The sequence below is a fragment of the Pseudomonas sp. 18058 genome, from assembly GCF_902706155.1.
Taxonomy (GTDB): domain Bacteria; phylum Pseudomonadota; class Gammaproteobacteria; order Pseudomonadales; family Pseudomonadaceae; genus Aquipseudomonas; species Aquipseudomonas rustica.
The window spans coordinates 1-24619 of sequence record NZ_CACSJY010000050.1 but is presented as its reverse complement, the minus strand read 5'-3'; the positions used below and the strand labels follow the sequence as shown (position 1 = coordinate 24619).

The window sequence follows — 24619 nt, the reverse complement described above, 5'->3', positions numbered from 1 at the left end:
TTGCCATGACTGCCCAAACCCTTCTCAACGCCCTCGAACACTGCGGTATGGTCGAAATCGACGGCCTGCATGCCTTCGAATTCGCCCTCGACGAAGACGACAATCTGCACATCGAATGCATCGATGGCCGAGCGGCCAAGCATTGGGAATTTACCCCGGCTCAAGTTGCAGCGGCGACTTTTGATGACTCGCTGCAGAGCTGGCTGATCGTCGGCTATTTCAATGAAACCAAAGCGATCGGCGAACACCGCCTGGTGTGCCATGGCGATGTTGTCAGCAGCAGCGATGATGAGGATGACACTGATGAAAATGCGTAAATTCTGGCCGCTGCTGATGGCCGGCAGCGTAGGTGCCATGGGCCTGTCCACGGCATCGGCAGAAAGCTTTCAATTGCTGGTCGGTTCTTACACCGCCGGCACCAGCCAGGGCATCTATCGAATGAATTTCGACAGCGCCACTGGCCAGATCGACGCCAAGCCGCTGCAAGTGGTGAAGAGCGAAAACCCATCATGGCTGACCCTGTCCAAAGACCAGTATCGCCTGTTCGTGGTCAATGAAAACGGCCCGGGCCAGAAAGACCCGGTCGGCCGCGTCAGCAGCTATTCGATCGATCCGAAAACTCACGCCCTGACCCTGATCAATCAAGTACAGAGCCTGGGCAACGAGCCGACCCATTCGAGCCTCAGCGGCGACGCCAGCCACCTGTTCGTCAGCAACTATTCGGTGGTGGAAGATCCGGGCGGAACCTTGGCGGTGTTGCCCGTCGGTGCTGACGGCAAGCTGAAACCGGTAGTGCAAATGAGCGCGCACCCGGCGAGCCGGGTCAACCCTGAGCGTCAGGCGTCGAACCACGTGCACTCGACGATTTCCTCGCCGGACGGTCGCTACGTGTTCTCCAATGACTTGGGCGCCGACAAGGTCTTCATCTACCAATTCGACCCGAAAGCCAACCCTGATCTGCCGCTGACCCCGGCGAAAACCGCGTTCGTCGCCATGCCAGCCGGCAGTGGCCCACGTCATTTGCTGTTCAGCGCTGACGGCAAACATGCCTGGCTGACCATGGAAATGAGTGCGCAGGTCGCGGTGTTCGATTACAACGATGGCGTGCTGAAGCAAACCCAACTGGTCGATCTGGCCGCCGGTCAACCGACCTCGGACAAGGCCGGCGCGGCGCTGCACACCTCGGCGGACGGCAAGTTCCTCTATGTCAGCAACCGTGGCACCGCGAATCAGATGGTGGTGTTCAGCATCGATCCGGCGACCGCTCAGCTCAAAGAGCTGCAAAAGCGTTCGGTTGAAGGTGATCATCCGCGCGAATTCAGCCTCGATCCGAGCGGCAAGTTCCTGCTGATCGCCAACCAGAAAAGCAACCAGATTGTTGTCGTTGAACGCGACAGCAAGACCGGTCTGCTCGGCAAAACCGTGCAGAAACTGCCAATGGACGCCCCGAGCGACCTGAAGTTTATGGTGCGACAATAAGCCACAGGCCCCGGTTTACGGGGCCTGTCTCTTTGTATCAATCGCGCTGATATTCGGTAATGCTACAAAGCATTTCAAGCGAGTAACCGTCGAGCGTTAAGTTTGCTTCACAGCCCAACCGGGCAATCAAGCCAACCGAACACGAGGGTTACCGCCATGAACTTCAATCTCTTCTCTGTTATCGCCGCTTCCGCCATCTCCGCCACCGTTGTGCTGCCAGCCAGCGCCAACGTTGAAATCAACAGCAAAAAATCCCACACCCAGAGCTACACCCAAAAATACCTGCAACAGAGCGCCAACTTCTACGCTGCTCTGGATCACAAAGCCCAACACTGAAAGTCCCATTCTGCCTCCGCACCATTCGGGGGATTCACACGATCTCCTGTAGGAGCTGCCGAAGGCTGCGATCTTTTGATCTTAAACGTCAAAAGATCGCAGCCTTCGGCAGCTCCTACATGTTTGTGCGCGTGTGGTTTGATCGTTCCCACGCTCTGCGTGGGAATGCCTCTAGGGACGCTCTGCGTCCAGTGACGCGGAGCGTCACGGGCTGCATTCCCACGCAGAGCGTGGGAACGATCCGTAAAGACCGTCGCCCCCGTGTGCGTGAAGCACGGTCATAGGTTTTCTCAAACGCGCAAATAGACCGGCTAAATAATCAACGCAGCTGATGTTCACTATGGAAAACCCTGAGTGGTTGCCCGTGCTGTTTTGATCGATTCTGTGGCCATCGAAACATGCCCACGGGAGAACACCATGGCCAGCGCAATCATCACTTCAGCCAAACGCGGCGCCTACCTGGCCATCGGTCTTTACCTGGCCGTTGTACTGGTCGTCAGCATCGCCTCGCAGATGGAACACAGCTTCGACGCACCGATCGACGTCGCCCATCCCGGCATCCAGTTCGAAGTCCGCTCGCAGAGCGTGATGGTCGACCGGGCTGAACTCGCAGGAGTCGGCGGCGCATGAAAGGCTACAGACTTTGGGTCATCGCCAGTCTGGCGGTCATGACTAACGGCGCTTCGCTACTGGGTGTCGGCCAAGGCTCGGTGGGCGGGCTGGCGCGGGCCATAGAGGCCAATCACAGCATTGCGCACAACATTGAACGGGCGAATACCCTGGGGCTGATGGCGGGGAATCCGCCGGTGAAGGTTTCGGCGGATTTCCTTGGGCCTTTCGAAGTGGATTGCATGGCGCTTGGGATGTGCAATGCGCTTGCCTAGACACCACAATAAATCCCCTCACCACAGGGTTGATCGTTCCCACGCTCTGCGTGGGAATGCAGCCCCGGACGCTCTGCGTCCAATTGGAACGCGGAGCGTCCCTCGAGGCATTCCCACGCGGAGCGTGGGAATGATCAATCAGGCAGGAAGTTGAGGGTTACTTCTTCATGATCGAGGTGAAGAGGTCGGACTCGAGGAAGTTGTGCAACCAAGCCTGCAGACGCGGATAAGGCGTCTGCGCAAACCACTCGCGATCGACATGCGCGAACTGCCGAACAAACGGCAGCAGGGCGATATCCGCCAGGCTCGGATGATCAGCCAGCAAATAATCGCGATCCTGCAACAACCCCTCCAACCGCTGCAAAAACACCGCGCCCTGAGCCCGATAAACCTCCATTGGCTGTTCCGGATACCGCTCGGCGTACTTGTAGCGATTCAAATCCACCTTGAACCCCTGATCGTTCGCCTCGATCAACTCGGCAATCCGCGAATCGCCATCAAGCAACCAGTTCAGCGGATCATTCTGCGCCAGCGCCCAGCGCATGATTTCCAGGCTCTCATCAATCACCCGACCATCCGCATCCAGCACCGGCACCGTGCCCTTCGGCGAGATCGCCAGCATCTCCGCCGGTTTGGCTTTAAGGCTGACCTCGACAATCTCCACCGGCACGCTCGAATAACGCAACGCCATCCGCGCCCGCATCGCGTACGGACAGCGGCGGAACGAGTACAGCGTATTCATTTCACCTCCAGGGTGCTCAAACCATTGCCCTGACGCTGCACCTGAATCTGCACCGGAATCCGTTCGTGCATTTCCTGCACATGGGAAATCACCGCGACCTTACGGCCCTGCGCCTGCAAACCATCCAGCGCATCCATCGCCAGTTGCAGCGACTCCGGATCGAGGCTGCCAAAACCTTCGTCGATAAACAGCGATTCGATTTTCAGCGTACTCGACGCCATCGAGGCCAGCCCCAGCGCCAACGCCAGCGATACCAGGAACGTCTCGCCGCCAGACAACGAATGCACCGAGCGCAGTTCATCGCCCATTTCGGTGTCCATCACCAACAAGCCAAGCATGCTGCCGCCGCGTTTCAGGCGATAGCGTTTGACCAATTGGCGCAGCTGCACGTTGGCGTGATGCACCAGCAAATCGAGGTTGTAGGCCTGGGCGATCTTGCGGAACGTATCGCCGGTGGCCGAGCCAATCAGCGCACTGAGCCGCGCCCAACGCTGATACTCGGCGTAGGCATCAGCAATCTGCTGCGCCAAGGCCTGATTAGCATTCTGCCGGCGCTGATCTTCGACCTGTTCTGCACGCAGTTCAGCGCATTGCTGCTCGCTGACGTTGAACTGGTTCTGCAAATCAGTCAGGGCCGTGGCGAGTTGCTCGGCATCAAGATTGCCGTTGTGCTGGGCTTGATGCGCGGCTAAGCGCTCGTCACGTTCCTGCAACAGCACTTTGGCTTGCTCGATGGCTTTTTCGTTTTGCTGCAAGCGTTGGCGCAGTTCAGCGAGTTGCGCGTCGTCAACCCGCAACAGATCTTCGAGGCCACCGTCATCCAGCTCCGGATGACGAGCGCGCCAGTCGGCAATCTTGCTGGCCAGATTCTTGTCTTCGCTTTCCAGAGCCTGCAAACGTTGTTGCTGCGCTTTAAGTTCGGCGGCGATTTGCACAAGCTGCGTGCGCACACTTTGCAGTTCTTGCGCGGTACTGGTTTCGGCGGCGCGCGCCTGTTCCACAGCGTTTTCCAGTTGCTGCTGCCACTGTTCGGCGCTGCTGTGTTCGCCGAGCAATTGCGCCCGTTTCTGCTGGCACAGTTGCTGTTGCTCGGCCAGCGCATTGAACTGCTGTTCAGCGGTTTGTGCCTGCTGTGCACGGGTCTGCTGACGATCCTGTTCTTTATCCAGCATCTGCTGCCGTTGCTGCTGTTCGCTCAGTTCTTCCTTTTGCTGATCGAGTTGCGTCAGACGCTCGGCGATCTGCCGGTCAAGCTGCATAAACGTCGCTGCCGGCTCCAGGCGCAGGGCTTCAAGGGTCTCGGCCGGCAGCAGAGGGCCGAACGCCGTCAGCTCTTCGTCAAGACGCTGACGGTCGCTGCTCAGTTCGCGCTGTTGATTGCTCAGGTGCTGCGCGGCTTGCTGATGCGCGGTTTCGGCCTGACGCAATTGTTGAGTCAACCGCGCCGCATCCTGTTGCAGGGTGAGCAGGGCGCTCTGGCGCTGTTCGTCCTGAGTGATGCTCTGGTTCAACTGCTCGTTCTGGCGGATGAGCCAGGCGTCGCGTTTGTCGGCGTCCTGATTGAGCAACTGAGCAGACAGCGGGTGCGCATCGAGGCTCGGCGCGAGGGCCTGTTGCTGATTCGCCAGTTGCTCCTGTTGTTGCAGCAGTTCTTTCTGCTGAGCAATGACAGCGCCGACGTCGGCGCGCAGTTCACTGAGTTTTTCCTTGAGCTGATCGACGACTAGCTGAGCGTTGGCCTGTTCGCTTTCATCGTGGCGACCGAGGCTTTGCAGCAGCGCTTCCGGCTGGTGATACGGGTGCTCATTGCTGCCACACACCGGGCACGGTTGATCGTCCTGCAACTGCGCGCGCAACTCTTCGACACTGGCACTGCGCGCCAGACGCTGGCGTTCAAGCAGTTCGCGGGTGATGTTGAGGGTCTGCTCGGCGACGGTCAGTTCGGCTTTGGTTTTGACGCCGTCCTGGGTCAGGCGCTCACGCTCCTGCTGCGCATTGAGCTGGCGTTGTTGCAACTCGGCGCCGCGCTTGTCCAGATCCTGTTGAGTGGCCCACAGCCGCGACAGGTCTTCGAAAGCGCGCAGTTGTTTGCGGTTGTCCTGCAACAGCGTACCGAGAATGCCGATTTGCTCGGCGACGGCATCCGGTTCGGCGCCGGCCTCTTTGAACAGTACTTCGAGTTGTTGCTTCTGGCTGGCGAGCTCTTCAGCGCTGCGCGTGGCGTTTTGTTCGAGGTTGGCCAGTTCGGCCTGACCTTTGTTCAGGCGATTGCCGATCAGCATCAACTGCTGGAGACGATCGCGATAGGCATTCCACGCATCGCTCAATGGCGCCAGATGAGCGCTTTGTTCCAGCTCAGCGGCGATGCGTTGCAAGCGTTCGGCGACCTGGCCCTGCTTTTCCTGCAAGGCTTGAATGGCGCTCTGGCCGTCGGTGCAGGCCTGTTGCGCAGTGGCTTTGGCCTCAGCGCTCGCGGCCACATCTTTGGCCAGACGGGCGAGGGTGCTTTGCTCTTCGAAGGCCTGACGCAACAGCGGCGCATTTTCAGATTGGCGTTGCTGCGCCTCGGTCAGTGCGACTTTGGCTGTCTCAAGATTCTGCTCGAGTTGCGTCTGACGTTCAGTCAGTTCGGCGTGCTGGCGGGCGTGCTCGGCAATCTGCGCGGCCAACGGCGTCAACAACGCATCGAGTTCGGTTTTGCGGGCGAACTGGTGCCGTTGCGGGCCGAGTTGTTCCAGTCGCGTCAACTTGATGCGTTCGCCGGCCAGACCTTCCGATTGCTGCTGGGCGTTGTGCAGTTGCTCGGCGGCGGCTTGCTGCGCCTCCTGCAACAGACGCAAATCCTTGAGCCAACTGTGTTGCTGCTCTAGTTGCTTCAATTGCGCCTGCTGCAACTTGAGTTGCTGCTGTGCAGCGTTGAAACGCTCATCCAGTTCGGCGCGCGCTTCGGGGGCGAGGGGAGTGACGCCAGTGGCCTGATCCTGCAACAGCTTGTGCGCTTCGCGGGCCTCTTTGGTCTTGTCGAATGCACGACGGCCGAGGCGGGTGTACAGCGCGGTGTCGGTGAGTTTTTCCAGCAGTTCGCTGCGGTCGTTGTCGTCCGCTTTGAGGAACGCGCTGAACTCGCTCTGCGCCAGCAGCACGGCGCGGGTGAACTGTTCGAAGTTCAGGCCCAGTGCGGCTTCCAGTTGGGTTTTGTATTCACCTTTCTGGCTGGCGAGCAGTTGATCCTGATCGATGTCGCGCAAGCTCTGACGACTGGCCTGCAACTTGCCGCCAGCCTTCTCGCGGGCGCGGTTGGCTTCCCAGCGCGCCCGATAGCGACGGCCATCAACTCCGACGAAATCCACCTCGGCATAGCCTTCGCCGGTGCCGCGACGCAGCAAAGTGCGCGGGTCACCCGTGGCGATCTCGCCATCAGCATCGGGCACTTTGGCGTCGCGGCCGGTGTTGTTCAGGCGCGGAACAGCGCCGAACAGCGCCAGGCACAAGGCGTCGAGCAGGGTACTTTTACCGGCGCCGGTCGGCCCGGTGATCGCGAACAAACCGGCACTGGCCAGCGGTTCAGCGGTGAAATCGATCTCGAACGGCCCGGCCAGCGATGCGAGGTTTTTCAAACGAATGGCGAGAATTTTCATGGCTGCTCGCCCTCCAGTTGCACGTCTTGCAGCAGTTCGGCGAAGTCCTTCAGCGTCTGTTCATCGACCTCGCTGCCGTAGTTGTCGAGCCAGGCGCGGCTGAACAATTCCTGCGGGGTGAGTTGATCGAGTTCGATCAGCGCGGTGCCATCCTCCTCGCCGTCAGCGCCACGCTTGCCGGCGTATTCAGCGGCGATGCGCACCAGGCGCACCGCTTTGCCTTGCAGGGCGTTTTCCACTTGATGGCGCAGATCCGGCTGGGGCTCGTCGAGGGTCACGCGCACTTCCAGCCATGGCTGGCGCTGGGTTTCAGCGAGCAGGTCGATGTTCGGCAGGTCGGCCAGTTGCAGCAGAATCTCGGCCAGCGGTGCCGGGCCGATGCGTTGCAGGTTGACCGAGCGCGGGATCAGTTTTGGCTCGACGCTGACCAGGGTTTCGCCGTCGAGGGTGACGTCGAGGATCTGGTGCTGATAACCGATCTCCGAGAACGACAACGGGATCGGCGAACCGCTGTAGCGAATGCGCTCCTCACCGTTGACCTTCTGCGGCTTGTGCAAATGGCCGAGGGCGACGTAGCTGATGCTCGGCCCGAACAGGCTGGCGGGCAGGGCTTCGGCGTTGCCGATGATCAGGCTGCGCTCGGAGTCCTCCGAGACCGAGCCACCGGCCATGTGCGCGTGGCTGATGGCGATCAGCGCCTGACCCGGTTTGCGTTTGGCGTTGGCGGCTTCGATCAGCCATTCATGCACCTGACCGATGCCGCGCAAATAGTTGTCGCCCAGGTGTGCACCGGTGACTTCGGCCGGGCGCAGAAACGGCAGCGCCAGGCACCACGCGGCGATGTCGCCTTTGGCGTTCGGCAATGGCAGCAGCAGACGTTCGGAATCGAGCTGGCCGTCATCCAGCCACAGCACGCGACCCAGCGCGTGGGTGCGCAAGCGGCGCATCAACGGCGCAGGCAGTTCGATGCGCGAGCCGGAGTCGTGGTTGCCGGCGATCATCACGATGGTCAGCAAGGGCTGCTGCTCGTGGGCGTTGACGATGAAATCGTAGAGGCATTCCTGGGCTTTGACCGGCGGATTGACCGTGTCGAAGATATCCCCGGCAATCAGCAGCACATCCGGCTGCGCCAGTTTCAATTGGCGCAGCAGCCATTCGAGAAAACAGGCGTGCTCGAAATCGCGCTCCTGACCATGCAGGTTTTGCCCAAGATGCCAGTCGGAGGTGTGAAACAGACGCAAGGCGGACTCCGCAACAAAAAGAGGTGATGGCCGCGCGGGAATGAAGAGGCGGCGAAAGAGGGGGAGAGTTTACTGGCAAAACCACACCCTGTGGTCGAAGTCAGTCTGTTGGAATGGAGATGCAGGTTAGCAAGGGAACCCTGTGGCGAGGGGATTTATCCCCGCTGGGCTGCGAAGCGGCCCCAAATCCTGCAACTCAATATGCCTGACACACCGCATGGTCTGATTTTGCGGCTGCTGCGCAGCCGAACGGGGATAAATCCCCTCGCCACAGGGGGGGCTCCTACATTCTCGAGAGTGGTTATTTGGGGTAGAGCGGTGGCAACCCGCTGTCACCCACCGGGTCGTGTACGCGCTCGGCGGTGGGAATCGTGCGGATTGCCCGCCACAAATCCTCGCCTTGCCAATGCTGCCCCGTTTCGCTGTAGAGCGCGCCATTGAGCCCATCCAGCGCATCCGACAACGGCACAAACCGCGCCGCCATGTCCGCCAGTGTTTCCGGCTGCTGACGCGCCCACGCATCCAGCGCCTGCCGCGTTGCCTGCGGGTCATTGGCCTGGCTCGCGCGTTTGATGTCGTCGAGCAAGGTGCGCGGGCTCGGGCCGGTTTGTGCGGCGCGCAGGATCGCCGGCTGCCAGCGCGCTCGCCACCACAGACCAAAGCCGAGCAGGGTGGTGCAAGCCAGTATCAGCGTGCTGAGTTTCCACCACCACAGCGTGTCGTTATCGACAATCCCCGGTTGCAGATTGCCCGTCGGCGTGTCGACTTGCAGGCTCGGGTTATTGGCGACTTGCAGGGTGCGCGCCGGCAGGCTGCTGTGTTCCAAATGATCTTCGAAGGTGTTCCACCACACCACGTCCACCGTCGGCAGATCAATCGAGCCGCTGCGGCTCGGCACCAGCGCTTCGCGTTCTTCACGGCTACCGATCAGGCCACGGTCGCTGCTTTGATTGCTCAGCACCGGTTGATCGGGGTAGCGGCGCAGGCCATTGACGTCGGTGGCGGGCAGTGCGGGCAATTGCGAAGCGGCCAGACCTTCGACTTTCAGGGTCAGGCTGCGGGTCAGCGAATCACCGATTTGCGTGTGTTCCGGCTCCGGGTTCCAGCTCTCGCTCAAGCTCAGGCTGCGCGCCGGCAGCCACGGTGCATCAGCAGGATACGTCAGCGGTTTGGGCTTGACCGTCAGCGGAATTTCCGAAGAGGTGACGCGCATCAGTTTGCCCGGCTTCGGCCCTTGTGGGCTGGTGTCCTGGGCCGGTTGCGTGTCGACCAGCGTGGCGCTGAAGGTCTGCGGGGTGATCGTCAGCAAACCGCTGTGCTGCGGATAGATCGCGTAGCGCATTTCGATGACGCCGTGGCGCACACCGTTGATGTCTTTCTCGTAGGTGCGCGTGTCGCCGAGCTGCTCAACCCGCGCATCGACGATTTGCAGCGGTGACAGGCTGCTGTCGTCGTACAGCGAAACCGAGTGATAGACGCGCACAGTCAGGATCGCCTGCGCCTGCACATACACGCTGGACTGATCGAGACTCGCTTCGATAAACACCGGATCAAGGCTGTTTTTGTCTTCGCGGGTGTCGCTTTCGACCACTTGCACGGTGATCGGCTGGCTCTGCACCTCGCCCATTTGCAGCGAGGGAATCACCACGCTGCCGTTCTCTTTCGGCAGCAACGTGATGATCCAGCGTGTGGTCGCGCGGTTGTCGCCGTTGAGGGTATTGAGCTGGTTGACCTGCCGCGTGCCGCGCACTTCGAACAGCGGCTCCAGCGGGGTCAGGTCGGGTTTGCCGAACTGGGTGACGTCGCTGATTTCGAGGGTGAGCTCGACCGTCTCGCCGGAATTCAGGCGACTGCGATCCACACTGGCGATCAGCTCGGCCGCGTTGGCGGTCGTGCAGAGCAGCAGGGGCAGCAAGAGAGCGGTGAAGCGGGTCATCGAGTGTTTTCCTGATCCTGATGTTGTTGCTGTTCGTACCAGAATTTGCGTCGCAGCAGTTCGCCCGGATCGTCCGGGATTTTGCCCAGCCATTGTTCCAGTGCCTGACGTTGCTCGCCTTCAAGGTTGTCCTCGGTCGGGCGCAGCGTTGGCACGGTGTTGGTTTCCTCTTCCTCATCGTTGCTGCCCGGCACCTCATTCGGACCTGGCTGCGGCGGTGTGGTCGGCGGCGGTTCACTGGCAGACTCGCCGAATTGCGCCTCACTCTGGGCTTCGCTTTTCACCGCTGGTGGCGGCGCGGTGGGTGGCGGAGGTTCACCGCCCGGCAGATTCTGTTCGGGCTGCTGGCTTTCCGGTTCGACCGGTGGCGGGGTGTTTTTCTGCTTCAGCAGATTTTCCACCAGCGCCTTGTTGGTTTGTGCCGGACGCAGATCCGGTTGCAGCTCCAGCGCCTGTTCATAGGCGTCGATCGCCGCGTCCAGCTCACCGCTTTTCGCCAAAGCGTTGCCACGATTGTAGTGGGCGCGGGCATCGCTGCCTTCGGCAAAGCGCTGGGCGGCGCCACTGTAGTCGCCGGCCTCGTACAACGCCACCCCTTGCCACTGGTGATCGTCAAAATGTTCTGCGGCTTCGGCGGGGCGTTTCTGTTTGAGTAAGTGCAGGCCTTGCTGGTCGGGGCGCAGCCACAAGTCTTCGAAGTCGAAAGCGTAGCTCGGCTGCGGCAGGCAGAACAGCAGCGGCAGGCAAAACAGCCAGCCACGCCGCCCGGCACAGGCCGCGAGCAGCAGCAGTGGCAGCAGCAACCAATAACCCTGATCAGCCCAAGTGTCGAGGCGCACGGTCTGGCCATCGCTGCGCAAACTGCGCGGGCCGTTGAGCAGTCCGAGTGCGCCGAGATCGGCTTCATCCAGACGCGCCGCGTGGTAGTCACCGCCGACGCTATTAATGAACGCCGCCAGGCCCGGGCTGTCGAGTTGCGGCACACGGATCGCGCCTTGTTCGTCTTTGAGGAAACTGCCGTCCTCCTGCGCAATCGGCGCGCCTTCGGCGGTGCCGATACCGAGCATCAACAGCTGCGCAGATCGCCCGTTGAGCGCCCGGCGAATGCCTTGCCGTTCATCTTCGCTCAGTGACGAACCAACCAGCAGAATCCGCCCTTGGCCGAGTGCACCTTGTTTGAGTAAGTCCAGCGCTTTGGCGACGGCGAGATCGGCGCGATGGCCGCTTTCCGGCATCAGCGACGGCTTGAGTGCATCAAGCAGATTGCGACTGGTCGCCAGATCATCCGACAGCGGCACCAGCGTGTGGGCGCTGCCGGCGTAAACGACGATCGCGGTCTGCGCATCGCTGCGCGCCTGCAACAGGTCGAACACCTTGCGCCGCGCTTGTTCCAGTCGCGTCGGTGGTGAGTCGGTGGCGAGCATTTCCGGGGTCAGTTCCAGCACGATCACCAACGGATCGGCGGGTTTTTGGCTGGTCTGTTCGACGCGCTCCCAGCTCGGCCCGAGCAACGCGAGAATCGTCAGCAGCCACGCCACGCCAAGGGCCACCCACGGCAGTTTGCTGTCGCGGCCGCTGCCGCCACTGAGCAGGGTGGCGTGGAACGCCGGCGGCAGGATCATCTGCCAGCGTCCGGCGCGTTTTTGCCGGTGCCAGAGTTGCCAGATCAGCCAGCCGAGCAGCGGCAACAGCAGCAACCACCACGGACGGAACCAGTGCGGCCAGAGGGCAATCATCGACGCCTCCGCAGACGCAGGCGTTTGAGACGCTCGCGCCAGTCAGGCAGCGGACTTTGCAGATTAAGCTCCTTGTTGAACAGGCGTTGCAGCGGGTTGTCCGGCCACAATTCGCGGGCGACCAGCAACAGGCTCAACCACAGCGCCAACGCCAGCGGCCAGTGATACAAGGCTTGCGCAGGACGTGCCTGGGTCGGTTGTTGGGTCACCGGTTCGAGCTGGTCGAGGGTGTCCTTGATCGCTTGCAGTTCCTGGCCATCATGCGCGCGGAAGTATTGCCCGCCGGTGACTTCGGCGATTTCCTTGAGCGCCGGCTCATCGAGATCCAGGCTTGGATTGACGCCGAGCAGGCCGGTCGATCCGCTGTCCTCAGGATTGGCGCCGATGCCGATCGGGTAAATCTTCACGCCTTCACTGGCCGCCAGTTTTGCCGCCGTCAACGGATCGATTTCGCCGCCATTGTTGGCGCCGTCGGTGACCAGAATCAGCACACGGCTTTGCGCCGGACGCATGCGCAGGCGTTTCAGACCCAGACCGATGGCGTCGCCGATGGCGGTGTTTTTGCCGGCGATACCGATGCGCGCTTCATCGAGCCAGACGCGCACGGTGTGGCGGTCAAAGGTCAGCGGTGCTTGCAGGTAGGCCTGACTGCCGAAGAGGATCAGGCCGACCCGGTCGCCGTCACGGCTTTCCAGGAAGTCACCGAGCAGATGCTGCACCAAGGACAGGCGACTGACTTCTTCGTCCTGCCACTGCATGTCGGGGAAATCCATCGAACCGGACACGTCCACCGCCACCAACAAGTCTCGGCCACTGGCGGCAATTGGCAACGGTTCGCCCAGCCATTGCGGGCGCGCAGCGGCAGTCAGCAGTAGCAACCACAACAACATGAACGGCGCTTGCTGGCGCCACGCAGGCAAATTGGCGCGGGCACGACGGCGGGCGAGGCCTTCGAGGTCGGACAGAAAGCTGACTTTCAGCGCCGGTTCGCCGCTGTCGGCCACCGGCAGCACTAGGCGCATCAGCCACGGCAGCGGCACCAGCAGAAAAATCCACGGCCAGGCGAACTCAAACATGTTTGCGAATCCACGTGTCGACGGCTTGCGTCAGGCCGGCAATGGCTTTGTCGTCGAGTTTGCATTCCGGTTTGTACGCGCCTTCGACCAGCACCATCCAGCGCGTCAGGCCAGCGGCGGGGCAACGGTTGTCGAGGAACGCCAGCCACTTTCGGCCATTAAGGGTGTGGCTCTGGCTGTAGGGATAATGGTTGCGACACAGGCGTTTGAGCAGGCCATTGACCTGTTGCAGCCACGCGCCGGCCGGGGCGCCGTCGTAGGGTTTGGGCATCTGCGCCAGTTCTGCGAGGGCAGCGACGCGCACCGGATCGAGTGGCTGTTCAGCGCGCACGATCGGGCGTTTCTTCATGGGAATGAAACGGCGCAGGCGCCATACGGCGTAACCGAGCAGCGGCAATAACAGCAGTAATAACCACCAGCCCGGCGCCGGAGGCCAAAAAGCAATCGGCGGCGGCGAGATCAGCGGTTGCAATTGGTCGAGTTCGTTCATCGACCTTTCCCCGGACGCTGCGGGTTGAGGAATTCGCGCATCTGCTCGACCATTTCACTCTGCGTGCTCAACGGCATCAGCAGCACCCGCAGCTTCTGTGCGAGCAATTCCCAGCGAGCGATGCGCGCTTCGGCCTGCGCGCGATAGGTTTGGCGCAGATCGAAATTCAGCGTGTCGAGCTCAAGTTGGGCGCCACGTTCGGCGAATCGTAGAAGGCCGGCGGCGGGGAGGGCGTGATCGAGTGGATCGGATATCGGCAGCATCAGCAAATCGCAATGGCGCGCCAACAAGCTCAGTTGTTGCTCGGCGCTGTCGGACAGCGCGCGCTCATCGCAAATCACAATGGCCAGACTGCCGGGGCGCAGCACTTCGCGGGCGCGGCGCAGGGCCACGCCGAAGGCATCGCGATCCGGCTCACGTTCGCTGTGCAGCGATTGATTGACCTTGACCAAACGGTTGAGCAATTGCAGCAGGCTCTGCTTGCTGCGCCGTGGTTTGATTTCGTAGTGCTCGTTGTCGCCGAACACCAGCCCACCGACCCGGTCGTTGTGGCCGAGCGCGGCCCAGCCGATCAGCGCCGCGACTTGTGCGGCCAACACCGATTTGAACATCAGCCCCGAGCCGAAAAACAACCGCGTGCTTTGCTCGACCATAATGAAAATCGGTCGTTCGCGTTCTTCATGGAACAGCTTGGTGTGCGGCTCTTGTGTGCGAGCGGTGACGCGCCAGTCGATGGTGCGCACGTCGTCGCCGGCCTGATACACGCGCACCTGGTCGAAGTCGACACCGCGACCACGGAATTTGGAGTGATGCAGGCCGATCAGCGGGCTGCGCTGGCTCGGCGTGGAAAACAGCTGCACTTCGCGCACCCGGTGACGCATCTCGATCAGCTCGGCGAGGCTGACGCGGATGCCCGGTTGGGAAGGCTGGGGGGCATTCATGGGGGTCAAGCGACGGCTACGACGTCGAGAATCCGCTGCACCACCCGATCCTGATCGATGCCGGCGGCTTCGGCTTCAAACGACAAAATAATGCGGTGACGCAACACGTCGAACAGCACCGCTTGAATGTCTTCCGGGCTGACGAAGTCGCGACCGGCCAGCCAGGCGTGGGCGCGGGCGCAGCGGTCGAGGGCGATCGAGCCACGCGGGCTGGCGCCATAGGCAATCCACTCGGCCATTTCCGGATCGAACTTGGCCGGCGTACGGGTGGCCATGACCAGTTGCACCAGGTATTCCTCCACGGCGTCGGCCATGTACAGACCGAGGATTTCCTTGCGCGCGGCGAAGATCGCCTGCTGGCTGACCCGGCGCTCAGGCTTGGTTTCGCCGTTCAGTGCTTCACCACGAGCCTGCTGGAGGATGCGGCGTTCGACGGCGGCATCCGGGAAGCCGATTTTTACGTGCATCAGGAAGCGGTCGAGCTGGGCTTCCGGCAGCGGATAGGTGCCTTCCTGCTCGATCGGGTTCTGCGTGGCCATCACCAGAAACAGCGGCGACAGCTCGTAGGTGCTGCGGCCGACGCTGACCTGACGCTCAGCCATGGCTTCGAGCAGCGCCGATTGCACCTTGGCCGGCGCGCGGTTGATTTCGTCCGCCAGCACCAGGTTGTGGAAGATTGGCCCTTGCTGGAACACGAAACTGCCGGTTTCCGGGCGATAGATCTCGGTGCCGGTGATGTCGGCGGGCAGCAGGTCAGGGGTGAACTGGATGCGATGGAACTGGGCTTCGATGCCCTCGGCGAGTTCTTTGATCGCTTTGGTCTTGGCCAGACCCGGGGCGCCCTCGACCAGCATATGGCCGTCGGCGAGCAGGGCGATGAGCAAACGCTCGATGAGTTTTTCCTGGCCGAGAATCTGCGTTGAAAGAAAGGTTCGCAGCGCCAGCAGCGCTTCACGATGTTCCATCGGTGACTGTTCCTGGAAAGGGGTGGCCACGGGCGTTCGGATAACGCCGGGGCTGGGGGCGTTACTTTAATCCATCGCGGGGGGTGGCGACTAACGGCATTTTTCGCAAAGTGCGGGAAATGACTGGGGGAATGGTTGGATTTTTGTAGCAGGGGAGTGATTGGTTGCCTGTGCTGGCCCTATCGCGAGCAGGCTCACTCCTACAATGGATCGTCGTATACCGACCTGTAGGAGTGAGCCTGCTCGCGATGGGGCCAGTCCGGATACCATCACACCTCGTTAATAAACGTGCCCGTCCCATCCAGAATATTCGTCAACGTCTCCACCACCTCATCCAGATCAACCATATCCGGGTTAAAGCTGATCTCCAGCACATCATCCCCATTCAACGCATCAGCATCCGCCGCGCCGATTTCAATCTTCAGCAGCGTTGAGCTCAACGTGACCTTCACGCCGTCCAGCGTCGATGGCTCGCCGTCCAGGGTGATTTCCAGCTCATCCTCGTCCGGATAGCGGCTCATCAGGAACATGTCGCCCTTGTCGCTGTGGCAGCAGAGCATGGCCATGTTGTCTTCTTCGTCGTCGCATGGGTTGACGATCAATAGGGCGGTGGTCATTTGCATGGGGAATTCCTGGGGGGCTAACGCGGTAGACAGTGCGCAAAAAGTGCGATTTTGCCAGCCTGAGGGAAATTCTGCTGAAACATCGTCGAATGCAGGGCTGTTCTTAAAGACCATTCCCAGAGTCGAGTAAGAAAAATCCGCTGGCCTCGTAGGTTTTTTGAGAAGAACAAAAATAGCGTGAATTACAAGCCTTTTCGCTTGTTTTGGCGGATGTTTGCCGTCAGATTTTGCTGTTCGAACGCAACGGAGTGCGATGGCCAACATGCAAAAAAGGATGTCTTTTGATGAAGCGATATTTCCAATGGGCGCAAGAAATCAGTCATCTGTCCGAGGAGCAGGTGGAACAGCTTTACCAGCGCTACCTCAACGGCGAAAAAACCGCCGACCTGATCGCCGAGTACAAACTGCCGGATACCGTACGCAGTGTGTTGAAAGTGCTGCCGCCGATCGTCAGTGCTGACCTGACATGCCCGTACTGTGAATTGCCGATGTGGATGCACCGACCCTCCCGCGGCACCCCGGTTTCCCTGCGCAGTGCTTACAAATGTGTGAAGTGCGAGCATCAATACTTCACCGCCGGTGCGGGCTCGCGGCGCAGCGTGTGTGGTTGTGATGCCTGTGTCCGGCTGCGCAAACAGCAACTCGCCGATCAGGCCGAACGTGACCGCAGTGATCTGGCCGCGCGCTACGGCACGCCAAGCCCACCGGTGCCCTTTGCCAGTCTTGGATTCCAGCAAAAAGTTGCTCTGCTGGCGTTACTGGATGACGGCGGTCAAGGCGCAGGCGAACGCATTGCCGCGCTTGATGCTGAACTCAGAGGGGAAAAGCTCACGTCCACCGACGCATTCAGTGAAGAACTGGTGAAAGGTCTGCACGAGGCGGGCGCGTTGCTGGTCGATACGGCATCGGACATTCGAGCGTTCAATCGGGCCGACGAGTTCAGTATCAGCACGTATTCGGCCGTTTACTGGCGGGCCAACATCGCCCTGAACGAAGGCGTGCGCTGCACGCGCGATATGCTCTATCTGGCCCTGTACGAAGAGTTGTCCGGGCCTGTACTGCCAGGGTGGAAACGTGAGTTGTACGCATTGATCTTCAGGCTCGCGCGGGAGGAATCCATTCAATACGTTCACCTGCAGGCCAATATGGTCGGTATGGCGTTCACCGCCGAAGCCCGCGCCGACTCGGTGATCGGCACGTTGCTGCAGAACTTCTCGGTCAGCCAGATCTACTACTTCGCCAGAGTCGCGGTGAAAAGCGCTGCGCATTTCTATGCCACCGGCAACTCCAAGGGTCGCACTCACGCCTCCAACACCATTCCGCGCAACATGCAGAGCACCGCGCAGCTCGCCTTGGCGGAGAACTGGCGCAAGGACAGCTACGGCGATACACGCGTGCCGCAGCCGGCCATGACCCGCCTGCTTTACGACGTCGTGCTCAAGGACAGTGGTGCCGGTTTTTCCAAGTCGCCGGGGCTGTTCTGGCGAGACGAGTTTGTGCCTCGGTTTCTCACCGGTTCGCCGGTCGCCGCGCCACAGGTCGACTATCCGCAGTTGTTCTGCCGCGAGTGCGACTCCAGCAATGTCGACGCCAGCATGGACAAATTGACCCTGCAGATGCAGTGCTACGACTGCGCCACCGTGAGCAAATTCCGGGCCTATGAAGAGTTGCCGGACTGATCCGTGTCAAAAGCCAGTGCTGAACCGGATGCCACGCTCAGGGTCGATAGAACGGCCCTGATGGTTTTCGTTTCTGGATATGTAGCTGCCACGGGGCAGCGATTGGCACGAATGTCCCGTAAAACCGGGCATTCCCCCCGTCGTTTTCCGCCACGGCTGCTAGTGTTTACCGGTGCGAAAGCCTTCATCTACCTGCCTATGAACGAATATGTCGCAGCACCGCAAGCAGACACATTGTCGCAGCCATTAAGCTGCGCAACGGATGAGCACCCGTAAAGGCATTGTCGGCAAGCCTGGCAGTCGCTTTTGCAGATGCCCATTCAATGGAAGGTGAATGTGACCTGAGTGTCTCGTCCAGCTTCACCCACCTGTCCCCCTGTTTCCTCTGCCCGAGAATCAGGAACAGGGCGACACAAGCCCCGAAAGGGGTGTTGCACGCGACGCTTTCCATCAATAACAAGCTTAAGCGGAGTACCACAGATGGCGTTCTTCACCGCAGCCAGCAAAGCCGACTTCCAGCACCAACTGCAAGCGGCACTGGCGCAGCACATCAGTGAACAGGCACTGCCACAAGTGGCGCTGTTCGCTGAACAATTCTTCGGCATCATTTCTCTGGACGAGCTGACTCAACGTCGCCTCTCCGACCTCGCTGGCTGTACTCTCTCTGCGTGGCGCCTGCTTGAGCGCTTCGATCACGCGCAACCGCAAGTGCGCGTTTACAACCCCGATTACGAGCGTCATGGCTGGCAGTCGACCCACACTGCGGTCGAAGTCCTGCACCACGACCTGCCATTCCTCGTCGACTCGGTTCGTACCGAACTGAACCGTCGCGGCTACAGCATCCACACCCTGCAAACCACCGTGCTCAGCGTGCGTCGTGGCAGCAAGGGCGAGTTGCTGGAAATCCTGCCGAAAGGCACCCAGGGCGACGGCATTCTGCAAGAGTCGTTGATGTACCTGGAAATCGACCGCTGCGCCAACGCGGCCGAACTGAATGTGCTGAGCAAAGAACTGGAACAGGTTCTCGGTGAAGTCCGCGTTGCGGTCGCCGATTTTGAGCCGATGAAAGCCAAGGTGCAGGAAATCCTCACCAAACTCGACAACAGCGCGTTCGCCGTCGATGCCGAAGAAAAGAACGAAATCAAAAGCTTCCTGGAATGGCTGGTGGGCAACCACTTCACCTTCCTTGGCTACGAAGAGTTCGTGGTCACCGATCAAGCCGATGGCGGCCACATCGAGTACGACCAGAGCTCCTTCCTTGGCCTGACCAAACTGCTGCGCACCGGCCTGACCTACGACGACCTGCGCATCGAAGACTACGCGGTGAACTACCTGCGCGAACCGACCCTGCTGTCGTTCGCCAAGGCTGCGCACCCGAGCCGTGTGCACCGTCCGGCCTACCCGGATTACGTGTCGATTCGTGAAATCGACGCCGACGGCAAAGTCATCAAAGAACACCGTTTCATGGGCCTGTACACCTCGTCGGTGTATGGCGAGAGCGTGCGGGTCATCCCGTTCATCCGCCGCAAGGTCGCCGAAATCGAACACCGCTCCGGCTTCCAGTCCAAGGCTCACTTGGGCAAGGAACTGGCGCAGGTACTCGAAGTGCTGCCGCGTGATGACCTGTTCCAGACCCCGGTCGACGAGCTGTTCAGCACCGTGATGTCGATCGTGCAGATCCAGGAACGCAACAAGATCCGCGTGTTCCTGCGCAAAGACCCGTACGGTCGTTTCTGCTACTGCCTGGCCTACGTGCCGCGCGACATTTATTCCACTGAAGTTCGCCAGAAGATCCAGCAAGTGCTGATGGAGCGCCTGAAGGCGTCCGACTGCGAATTCTGGACGTTCTTCTCCGAGTCCGTGCTGGCTCGCGTGCAACTGATCCTGCGTGTCGACCCGAAAAACCGTCTCGACATCGATCCGCTGCTGCTGGAAAAAGAAGTCGTGCAAGCCTGCCGCAGCTGGCAGGACGACTACGCCGCACTGACCGTCGAAAGCTTCGGCGAAGCCCACGGCACCAACGTGCTGGCGGACTTCCCGAAAGGCTTCCCGGCTGGCTACCGCGAGCGTTTCGCTGCGCATTCGGCCGTGGTCGACATGCAGCACCTGCTGAGCCTCAACGAAAAAAATCCGCTGGTGATGAGCTTCTATCAGCCGCTGGGCCAGGTCTCCGGCCAACGCGAGCTGCATTGCAAGCTGTATCACGCCGACACGCCGCTGGCGCTGTCCGACGTGCTGCCGATTCTGGAAAACCTCGGCCTGCGCGTGCTGGGTGAATTCCCGTACCGTCTGCGTCACACCAATGGCCGCGAGTTCTGGATTCACGACTTCGCCTTCACTGCCGCTGAAGGTCTGGATCTCGACATCCAGCAACTCAACGACACCCTGCAGGACGCCTTTGTCCACATCGTCCGTGGCGATGCCGAGAACGATGCGTTCAACCGTCTGGTGCTGACCGCCGGCCTGCCTTGGCGCGACGTCGCACTGCTGCGCGCTTACGCCCGTTACCTGAAGCAGATTCGTCTGGGCTTCGATCTGGGTTACATCGCCAGCACCCTGAACAACCACACCGACATCGCTCGCGAGCTGACCCGGTTGTTCAAGACCCGCTTCTATCTGGCGCGCAAGCTCAGCGACGACGACCTGGAAGACAAGCAACAGCGTCTGGAACAAGCGATTCTGACGGCACTGGACGACGTTCAGGTGCTCAACGAAGACCGCATCCTGCGTCGTTACCTCGACCTGATCAAAGCGACCCTGCGTACCAACTTCTATCAGACTGATGCCAACGGCCAGAACAAGTCGTACTTCAGCTTCAAGTTCAACCCGCACGCGATCCCTGAACTGCCGAAGCCAGTGCCGAAGTTCGAAATCTTCGTCTACTCGCCACGCGTTGAAGGCGTGCACCTGCGCTTCGGTAACGTCGCTCGTGGTGGCCTGCGCTGGTCCGACCGTGAAGAAGACTTCCGCACCGAAGTTCTTGGCTTGGTAAAAGCTCAACAAGTGAAGAACTCGGTCATCGTGCCAGTGGGCGCGAAGGGCGGCTTCCTGCCGCGTCGCCTGCCTCTGGGCGGCAGCCGTGACGAGATCGCGGCCGAGGGCATCGCCTGCTACCGCATCTTCATTTCCGGTCTGTTGGACATCACCGACAACCTGAAAGACGGCGCGCTGGTGCCGCCATTGAACGTGGTGCGCCACGACGATGACGACCCGTATCTGGTAGTGGCGGCGGACAAGGGCACTGCGACCTTCTCCGACATCGCCAACGGCATCGCCATCGACTACGGCTTCTGGCTGGGTGACGCGTTTGCGTCCGGTGGTTCGGCCGGTTACGACCACAAGAAAATGGGCATTACCGCCAAAGGCGCGTGGGTCGGCGTACAACGTCACTTCCGCGAGCGCGGCATCAATGTTCAGGAAGACAGCATCACTGTTGTCGGCGTCGGCGACATGGCCGGTGACGTATTCGGTAACGGCCTGTTGATGTCCGACAAGCTGCAACTGGTCGCTGCCTTCAACCACCTGCACATCTTCATTGACCCAAACCCGAACCCGGCGACCAGCTTCGTCGAGCGTCAGCGCATGTTCGACCTGCCGCGTTCGGCGTGGACCGACTACGACACCAGCATCATGTCCGAAGGCGGCGGTATCTTCTCGCGCAGCGCGAAGAGCATCGCAATCTCCCCGCAGATGCAGGAACGCTTCGATATCAAGGCTGACAAGCTGACCCCGACCGAACTGCTGAATGCCTTGCTCAAGGCGCCAGTGGATCTGCTGTGGAACGGCGGTATCGGCACTTACGTCAAGGCCAGCACTGAAAGCCACGCCGATGTCGGCGACAAGGCCAACGATGCTCTGCGCGTGAACGGCAACGAGCTGCGCTGCAAAGTCGTGGGCGAGGGCGGTAACCTCGGCATGACCCAACTGGGTCGTGTCGAATTCGGTCTGAATGGCGGCGGTTCCAACACCGACTTCATCGACAACGCCGGTGGTGTGGACTGCTCCGACCACGAAGTGAACATCAAGATCCTGCTGAACGAAGTGGTTCAGGCCGGTGACATGACCGACAAGCAACGCAACCAGTTGCTGGCAAGCATGACCGACGAAGTCGGCAATCTGGTGCTGGGCAACAACTACAAGCAGACTCAGGCGCTGTCGCTGGCGGCGCGTCGTGCTTATGCGCGCATCGCTGAGTACAAGCGTCTGATGGGCGATCTGGAAGGCCGTGGCAAGCTGGATCGTGCCATCGAGTTCCTGCCGACCGAAGAGCAGCTGGCCGAGCGCATTGCTGAAGGCCACGGTCTGACCCGTCCTGAGCTGTCGGTGCTGATCTCGTACAGCAAAATCGATCTCAAGGAGCAGCTGTTGGGCTCCTTGGTGCCGGACGACGATTACCTGACCCGCGACATGGAAACGGCGTTCCCGCCGACCCTGGTCAGCAAGTTCTCCGAAGCCATGCGTCGCCACCGTCTGAAGCGCGAGATCGTCAGCACCCAGATCGCCAACGACCTGGTCAACCACATGGGCATCACCTTCGTTCAACGACTCAAAGAGTCGACCGGCATGAGTCCGGCGAACGTCGCTGGCGCTTATGTGATCGTGCGCGACATCTTCCACCTCCCGCACTGGTTCCGTCAGATCGAAGCGCTGGACTATCAGGTTGCCGCTGACGTTCAGCTGGAGCTGATGGACGAGCTGATGCGTCTGGGTCGCCGCGCTACACGCTGGTTCCTGCGTGCCCGTCGCAACGAGCAGAACGCTGCCCGTGACGTCGCGCATTTCGGTCCGCACCTGAAAGAGCTGGGCCTGAAACTCGACGAACTGCTGAGCGGCGAAATCCGTGAAAACTGGCAGGCGCGTTATCAGGCGTACGTCGAAGCCGGTGTGCCGGAATTGCTGGCGCGTATGGTTGCGGGCACCTCGCACCTGTACACCTTGCTGCCGATCATCGAAGCCTCCGACGTGACTGGCCAGAACCCTGCAGAAGTGGCGAAAGCCTACTTCGCCGTGGGCAGTGCGCTGGACATCACGTGGTACCTGCAACAGATCAGCGCGCTGCCGGTTGAAAACAACTGGCAAGCCCTGGCCCGTGAAGCGTTCCGTGATGATGTCGACTGGCAGCAACGCGCGATCACCATCTCCGTCCTGCAACAGGGCGACGGCACCCTGGACGTGGAAGCACGTCTGGCGCTGTGGATGGAACAGCACGAAAGCATGATCTCGCGCTGGCGCGCCATGCTGGTGGAAATCCGCGCTGCGAGCGGCACGGACTACGCCATGTACGCGGTGGCCAACCGTGAACTGCTGGATCTGGCGTTGAGCGGGCAAGCGGTAGTGCCTGCGGCGACTGCGAATGCCGAGCTTGAAACGGCATAAGTAAGCGCTGAATGAAAACGCCCCGGTATCGTGAGATGCCGGGGCTTTTTTTTGTCTGCGGGTTGTGTGGTGTCTATTGCGGCCCTTTCGCGAGCAAGCCCGCTCCCACAGGAGGTACGCATTTCAAATGTGGGAGCGGGCTTGCTCGCGAAGAGGCCCTTACATTTAGTACAACTTCTGAGCCGGTTTAGTATCAAGCATCGACACTTTATCCGCAGGTCGTACGACTAAATTGTTGAGCGATTGGTCAAACTTTTGCAGCGCCCGAACTTGCACATCCTGCTGCTGATTAATATCGGCGACAATCTCTTCCGAGCGTTTGAAGTCCGCCCACACCGGTGTCAGTTCTTTCGCTTCTGAACCTTTCGCCGTGCCGATGTAGTTCAATCCTGCATCATAAAAATCGGCACTGACGTCAGCCTTGATGTCGGAGCTGCGTGAGGTGATTAACTGGCTGTGGGTGTCGACGATTGCGGTGACATCCGGTTTGGCTGCACGCAAGCTTTGCATGTCCGGATACACCGTCACTGAACCAAACTGGCGTTGCAGGGAGGCGTTGACCCATTCCACCGCCATGTCCGGTTTCGAGCTGGCGACGTAGGCGTCGTGGATCGGCTGTACCAGCAGGCTCTGGCCGAAACCGGTGCCGGCGTTGGCTTGATAGTCGCGCAGGTATTCGCGGTTGCTCTGGGTGCTTGGGCTGTAGACCACGCCGAGCGATACGCCGGGACCGCTTTTTACCTGAGTGGCGCTACTGCGACCGGTTGGATGCGGCAGCAGGGTATCGAGAGACGAGACTGCTTTTGGCGCCGTCGGCACTGAACAGGCGGAGAGGGCTAAAACCAATATCGCCAACATACTGGTGAACGCAAGTTTCATGGTGTTTCTCCCGTGAAACAACATCAGTCGGAAAGTTTAAAGTTGCCGTCAATGACGGCAGTTAATTCAGACTACCCCCGTCGCACGGCAAATAAGCTGACAATTTGCTGTCTGGTTTTGTATTGAATAGTTTTATTTGCTGTAACCCGATCCGGTTAATTGCATCGGGATATAAAAAGGCGCAAATCGGCAATTTGCACCTTTTTATTTATGGCTGGCTAAACAACCATCAGTTTTTCAGCGGAATCAGCACTTGCTCATCCGGGGACAGCACCATGAACACCAGCAACTTGGCTGGCTTGGTTTGGCTGGCGTTTTTCGAGACCAAATGCTCGGAACCGGCGGGCTCGTACCAGAACTGACCTTTCTTGTAGGTGATCGCCTGTTCGCCCTTCACCTGAGAGATCACTTCGCCTTCGAGCACGTAGGCCATCGCGGTGCCGTCGTGTTTGTGAGCGATGGAAGACTGGCCGGGTTTGTAGTCGACTTCGATCATCATGGCTTTTTTGCCGGGGGCGTTTTTCAGCATCTGGTCTTGCAGTACGGTGACTTTTTCCGAGGGGTCGTGGGCGAAGGCCGAGGTCGAGAGGGCCAGGGC

General features: G+C 60.3%; 19 protein-coding genes. 7 read left to right on the top strand and 12 right to left on the bottom strand.

The features are described from left to right. Positions 1-5 precede the first annotated feature (5 nt). The 5 genes from GVL50_RS22410 to GVL50_RS22390 all read left to right on the top strand — a co-directional run bounded on the left by GVL50_RS22410 (position 6) and on the right by GVL50_RS22390 (position 2699). Positions 6-317 carry a DUF5629 family protein gene (locus tag GVL50_RS22410; protein ID WP_008088034.1) on the top strand — a complete coding sequence of 104 codons (312 nt, stop codon included), beginning with the start codon at positions 6-8 and terminating at the stop codon, positions 315-317. After that, positions 304-1479 carry a lactonase family protein gene (locus tag GVL50_RS22405; protein WP_159815093.1) on the top strand — a complete coding sequence of 392 codons (1176 nt, stop codon included), beginning with the start codon at positions 304-306 and terminating at the stop codon, positions 1477-1479. The genes GVL50_RS22410 and GVL50_RS22405 overlap by 14 nt, the downstream gene beginning before the upstream one ends. A gap of 156 nt (positions 1480-1635) precedes the next feature. Next, positions 1636-1815: a hypothetical protein gene (locus tag GVL50_RS22400; RefSeq protein ID WP_007917967.1), complete on the top strand. Its 180-nt coding sequence runs from the start codon at positions 1636-1638 to the stop codon at positions 1813-1815. Between the two features lie 417 nt (positions 1816-2232). Further along, positions 2233-2445 (top strand): hypothetical protein, encoded by a 213-nt coding sequence (locus GVL50_RS22395; protein ID WP_053121154.1) that lies wholly within the window; start codon positions 2233-2235, stop codon positions 2443-2445. Next, positions 2442-2699 carry a hypothetical protein gene (locus GVL50_RS22390; RefSeq protein WP_053121152.1) on the top strand — a complete coding sequence of 86 codons (258 nt, stop codon included), beginning with the start codon at positions 2442-2444 and terminating at the stop codon, positions 2697-2699. Before GVL50_RS22395 ends, GVL50_RS22390 begins: the two co-directional genes overlap by 4 nt. 157 nt (positions 2700-2856) lie before the next feature. On the opposite strand, the gene GVL50_RS22385 is transcribed toward GVL50_RS22390, so the two are convergent. The 10 genes from GVL50_RS22385 to GVL50_RS22340 form a co-directional block, all read right to left on the bottom strand. Beyond that, positions 2857-3441, bottom strand: a complete 585-nt coding sequence (locus GVL50_RS22385) for a glutathione S-transferase (RefSeq protein ID WP_159815092.1) — start codon at positions 3439-3441, stop codon at positions 2857-2859. Further along, positions 3438-7079, bottom strand: a complete 3642-nt coding sequence (locus tag GVL50_RS22380; RefSeq protein ID WP_159815091.1) for an SbcC/MukB-like Walker B domain-containing protein — start codon at positions 7077-7079, stop codon at positions 3438-3440. The genes GVL50_RS22385 and GVL50_RS22380 overlap by 4 nt, the downstream gene beginning before the upstream one ends. After that, positions 7076-8320 (bottom strand): exonuclease SbcCD subunit D C-terminal domain-containing protein, encoded by a 1245-nt coding sequence (locus GVL50_RS22375; protein ID WP_159815090.1) that lies wholly within the window; start codon positions 8318-8320, stop codon positions 7076-7078. The genes GVL50_RS22380 and GVL50_RS22375 overlap by 4 nt, the downstream gene beginning before the upstream one ends. A 301-nt stretch (positions 8321-8621) precedes the next feature. Beyond that, positions 8622-10256, bottom strand: coding sequence for a BatD family protein (locus GVL50_RS22370; RefSeq protein ID WP_159815089.1), 1635 nt, complete (start codon positions 10254-10256; stop codon positions 8622-8624). Then, complete coding sequence (locus GVL50_RS22365) at positions 10253-11992, bottom strand: tetratricopeptide repeat protein (protein WP_159815088.1); 1740 nt, start codon at positions 11990-11992, stop codon at positions 10253-10255. The genes GVL50_RS22370 and GVL50_RS22365 overlap by 4 nt, the downstream gene beginning before the upstream one ends. Beyond that, complete coding sequence (locus GVL50_RS22360) at positions 11989-13068, bottom strand: VWA domain-containing protein (protein ID WP_159815087.1); 1080 nt, start codon at positions 13066-13068, stop codon at positions 11989-11991. Before GVL50_RS22360 ends, GVL50_RS22365 begins: the two co-directional genes overlap by 4 nt. Then, the gene (locus GVL50_RS22355) at positions 13061-13558 is read right to left on the bottom strand and encodes a DUF4381 domain-containing protein (protein WP_159815086.1); all 498 of its coding nucleotides are present in this window, start codon (positions 13556-13558) and stop codon (positions 13061-13063) included. Before GVL50_RS22355 ends, GVL50_RS22360 begins: the two co-directional genes overlap by 8 nt. Continuing rightward, the gene (locus tag GVL50_RS22350; RefSeq protein ID WP_053121134.1) at positions 13555-14499 is read right to left on the bottom strand and encodes a DUF58 domain-containing protein; all 945 of its coding nucleotides are present in this window, start codon (positions 14497-14499) and stop codon (positions 13555-13557) included. Before GVL50_RS22350 ends, GVL50_RS22355 begins: the two co-directional genes overlap by 4 nt. 5 nt (positions 14500-14504) lie before the next feature. Then, a complete protein-coding gene (locus GVL50_RS22345) occupies positions 14505-15464 on the bottom strand; it encodes a MoxR family ATPase (RefSeq protein ID WP_003218556.1) in 960 nt (319 codons plus the stop codon). Positions 15465-15733: 269 nt separating this feature from the next. Next, a complete protein-coding gene (locus GVL50_RS22340) occupies positions 15734-16087 on the bottom strand; it encodes a hypothetical protein (protein WP_053121132.1) in 354 nt (117 codons plus the stop codon). Positions 16088-16371: 284 nt separating this feature from the next. On the opposite strand from GVL50_RS22340, the gene GVL50_RS22335 reads away from it, so the two are divergent. Together GVL50_RS22335 and GVL50_RS22330 are read left to right on the top strand one after the other, a co-directional pair. Next, positions 16372-17766 carry a hypothetical protein gene (locus tag GVL50_RS22335; protein ID WP_159815085.1) on the top strand — a complete coding sequence of 465 codons (1395 nt, stop codon included), beginning with the start codon at positions 16372-16374 and terminating at the stop codon, positions 17764-17766. A 480-nt stretch (positions 17767-18246) separates the two neighbouring features. After that, positions 18247-23142 carry an NAD-glutamate dehydrogenase gene (locus tag GVL50_RS22330; protein WP_159815084.1) on the top strand — a complete coding sequence of 1632 codons (4896 nt, stop codon included), beginning with the start codon at positions 18247-18249 and terminating at the stop codon, positions 23140-23142. Positions 23143-23307: 165 nt separating this feature from the next. Here the strand turns inward: GVL50_RS22330 and GVL50_RS22325 are convergent, their stop codons facing one another. After that, positions 23308-24021 carry an ATPase gene (locus tag GVL50_RS22325; RefSeq protein ID WP_159815083.1) on the bottom strand — a complete coding sequence of 238 codons (714 nt, stop codon included), beginning with the start codon at positions 24019-24021 and terminating at the stop codon, positions 23308-23310. A gap of 229 nt (positions 24022-24250) precedes the next feature. Next, a partial coding sequence (locus GVL50_RS22320; RefSeq protein ID WP_256671932.1) for a cupin domain-containing protein occupies positions 24251-24619 on the bottom strand: 369 nt, incomplete at its 5' end.

Coding starts and splice junctions, on each gene's coding strand:
- GVL50_RS22395 (WP_053121154.1), top strand. CDS start 2,233: ATGGCCAGCGCAATCATCACTTCAGCCAAACGCGGCGCCTACCTGGCC.
- GVL50_RS22330 (WP_159815084.1), top strand. CDS start 18,247: ATGGCGTTCTTCACCGCAGCCAGCAAAGCCGACTTCCAGCACCAACTG.
- GVL50_RS22360 (WP_159815087.1), bottom strand. CDS start 13,068: ATGTTTGAGTTCGCCTGGCCGTGGATTTTTCTGCTGGTGCCGCTGCCG.
- GVL50_RS22370 (WP_159815089.1), bottom strand. CDS start 10,256: ATGACCCGCTTCACCGCTCTCTTGCTGCCCCTGCTGCTCTGCACGACC.
- GVL50_RS22345 (WP_003218556.1), bottom strand. CDS start 15,464: ATGGAACATCGTGAAGCGCTGCTGGCGCTGCGAACCTTTCTTTCAACG.
- GVL50_RS22390 (WP_053121152.1), top strand. CDS start 2,442: ATGAAAGGCTACAGACTTTGGGTCATCGCCAGTCTGGCGGTCATGACT.
- GVL50_RS22365 (WP_159815088.1), bottom strand. CDS start 11,992: ATGATTGCCCTCTGGCCGCACTGGTTCCGTCCGTGGTGGTTGCTGCTG.
- GVL50_RS22385 (WP_159815092.1), bottom strand. CDS start 3,441: ATGAATACGCTGTACTCGTTCCGCCGCTGTCCGTACGCGATGCGGGCG.
- GVL50_RS22410 (WP_008088034.1), top strand. CDS start 6: ATGACTGCCCAAACCCTTCTCAACGCCCTCGAACACTGCGGTATGGTC.
- GVL50_RS22350 (WP_053121134.1), bottom strand. CDS start 14,499: ATGAATGCCCCCCAGCCTTCCCAACCGGGCATCCGCGTCAGCCTCGCC.
- GVL50_RS22400 (WP_007917967.1), top strand. CDS start 1,636: ATGAACTTCAATCTCTTCTCTGTTATCGCCGCTTCCGCCATCTCCGCC.
- GVL50_RS22355 (WP_159815086.1), bottom strand. CDS start 13,558: ATGAACGAACTCGACCAATTGCAACCGCTGATCTCGCCGCCGCCGATT.
- GVL50_RS22405 (WP_159815093.1), top strand. CDS start 304: ATGAAAATGCGTAAATTCTGGCCGCTGCTGATGGCCGGCAGCGTAGGT.
- GVL50_RS22325 (WP_159815083.1), bottom strand. CDS start 24,021: ATGAAACTTGCGTTCACCAGTATGTTGGCGATATTGGTTTTAGCCCTC.
- GVL50_RS22340 (WP_053121132.1), bottom strand. CDS start 16,087: ATGCAAATGACCACCGCCCTATTGATCGTCAACCCATGCGACGACGAA.
- GVL50_RS22335 (WP_159815085.1), top strand. CDS start 16,372: ATGAAGCGATATTTCCAATGGGCGCAAGAAATCAGTCATCTGTCCGAG.
- GVL50_RS22380 (WP_159815091.1), bottom strand. CDS start 7,079: ATGAAAATTCTCGCCATTCGTTTGAAAAACCTCGCATCGCTGGCCGGG.